General features: G+C 69.8%; 1 protein-coding gene and 1 pseudogene. Both read right to left on the bottom strand.

Going from position 1 to position 1,301, the window contains the following annotated elements:
* Positions 1 to 818: succinate--CoA ligase subunit alpha (gene sucD / locus ABD284_RS25675; RefSeq protein WP_344149063.1), on the bottom strand; the 818-nt coding region annotated here is incomplete at its 3' end.
* 17 nt (positions 819 to 835) lie between these two features.
* Positions 836 to 1,301 (bottom strand): annotated as a pseudogene (locus tag ABD284_RS25670) (ADP-forming succinate--CoA ligase subunit beta); the annotation flags it as partial.

The following is a 1,301-nucleotide window of genomic DNA, read 5'->3' as shown; positions in this document are numbered from 1 at the left end:
GCCGCCTCCAACGCCTCCTTCTTCGCCTGCGCCGTGCCCGCCGACCCCGACACGATCGCCCCCGCATGCCCCATCGTCTTACCCTCCGGCGCGGTGAACCCCGCCACATACCCCACCACCGGCTTCGACACCCGCGAACGCACGAACTCCGCCGCCCGCTCCTCGGCATCCCCACCGATCTCACCGATCATCACGATCGCATCCGTCTCCGGATCGGCCTCGAACGCCGCCAACGCATCGATATGCGTCGTGCCCACCACCGGATCCCCACCGATACCCACCGCCGTGGAAAACCCGATATCCCGCAACTCATACATCATCTGATACGTCAACGTGCCCGACTTCGACACCAACCCGATCCGCCCCGGCCGCGTGATATCAGCCGGAATGATCCCCGCATTCGACGCCCCCGGCGAGATCAGCCCCGGGCAATTGGGCCCCACGATCCGCGTCGCACTGCCCGCCGCCTGCGCATGCGCCCAAAACGCCGCCGTATCGTGCACCGGAATCCCCTCGGTGATCACCACCGCCATCCCGATCCCCGCGTCCACGGCCTCCACCACCGCCGCCCGCGCGAACCGCGGCGGCACGAACACCACCGACACATCGGCCCCCGTGGCCGCCATGCCCTCACCCACCGACGCGAACACCGGCACCTGCGTCCCGTCGATGTCCACCGACACCCCCGCCTTGCGCGGGTTGACCCCGCCCACGACCCGCGTGCCCGAGGCCAGCATCCGCCGCGTGTGCTTAGTGCCCTCCGCGCCGGTCATACCCTGCACCAGCACCCTGCTGTCCTTGGTCAGAAAAACAGCCATCGTCGTCTCCCCCGCCTCTAGCTCGCGGCCAGCTCCGCGGCCTGGGCCGCGGCGCCGTCCATGGTGGGGGCCTGGCGCACCGCGGGGTGGCCGGCCCGGGTCAGGATCTCGCGGCCCAGCTCGGCGTTGTTGCCGTCCAGGCGCACCACCAGCGGCTTGCTCACATCGTCGCCGCGCGCGGCCAGCATCTCCAGCGCCTGCACGATGCCGTTGGCCACCGCGTCGCAGGCCGTGATCCCGCCGAAGACGTTCACGAACACGCTCTTGACGTCGCCGTCGCCCAGGATGATCTCCAGGCCGTTGGCCATCACCTCGGCCGAGGCGCCGCCGCCGATGTCCAAGAAGTTGGCCGGCTGCACCCCGCCGTGGGCCTCACCGGCGTAGGAGACCACGTCCAGCGTGGACATGACCAGCCCGGCACCGTTGCCGATGATGCCGACCTGCCCGTCCAGCTTGACGTAGTTCAACCCCTTCTCCTTGGCC

Origin of the sequence: Streptomonospora arabica, from assembly GCF_039531585.1 — a bacterium.
Classification (GTDB): domain Bacteria; phylum Actinomycetota; class Actinomycetes; order Streptosporangiales; family Streptosporangiaceae; genus Streptomonospora; species Streptomonospora halophila.
This window is presented reverse-complemented; position numbering and strand designations above follow the sequence as displayed.